Below are 419 nucleotides of genomic sequence, written 5' to 3'. Positions count from 1 at the left end.
CGGCCATAGGGGTCATAGGCCATGGACAGCCGCACTTGCCCCTGTTCGCGCACCTGGGTCAGCCGGCCCGCGACGTCATAGCTGAATTGCAAGCGACGGCCATCCGGCTGGATCAGCAGACTGAGGCGGCCTTGCTCGTACTGGCGTTGCTGGGTCCGGCCCAGCGCATCGGTCACACTCAGCAGCTGGCCCCAGCGGTTGTAGGTATAGCGGGTGATCCGGCCTGAGCAATCGGTGTGGGCTTGCAGCAGGCCATCGGCCGACCACTCGAAGCGACGGATGCCGCCGTGCGCGTCTGCCACGCGGCTTGGCCGGTCGGGCGGGCCGCTGCCTTCGTAATCCAGGCGAGTGATGGCGCCAAGGGGATCGGTCTCAGCGATCAGGCGACCGCGTTCGTCGTAGTCATAACGCCATTCCGC

The 419-nt window shown here is 66.6% G+C and carries 1 pseudogene; it reads right to left on the bottom strand.

Annotation, left to right across the window (positions count from 1 at the left end):
• Positions 1-419: pseudogene (locus PZA18_RS24295) on the bottom strand (hypothetical protein); the annotation flags it as partial.

Origin of the sequence: Parachitinimonas caeni, assembly GCF_030129945.1 — a bacterium.
GTDB classification, from domain to species: Bacteria; Pseudomonadota; Gammaproteobacteria; order Burkholderiales; family Chitinimonadaceae; genus Parachitinimonas; species Parachitinimonas caeni.
This window is presented reverse-complemented; position numbering and strand designations above follow the sequence as displayed.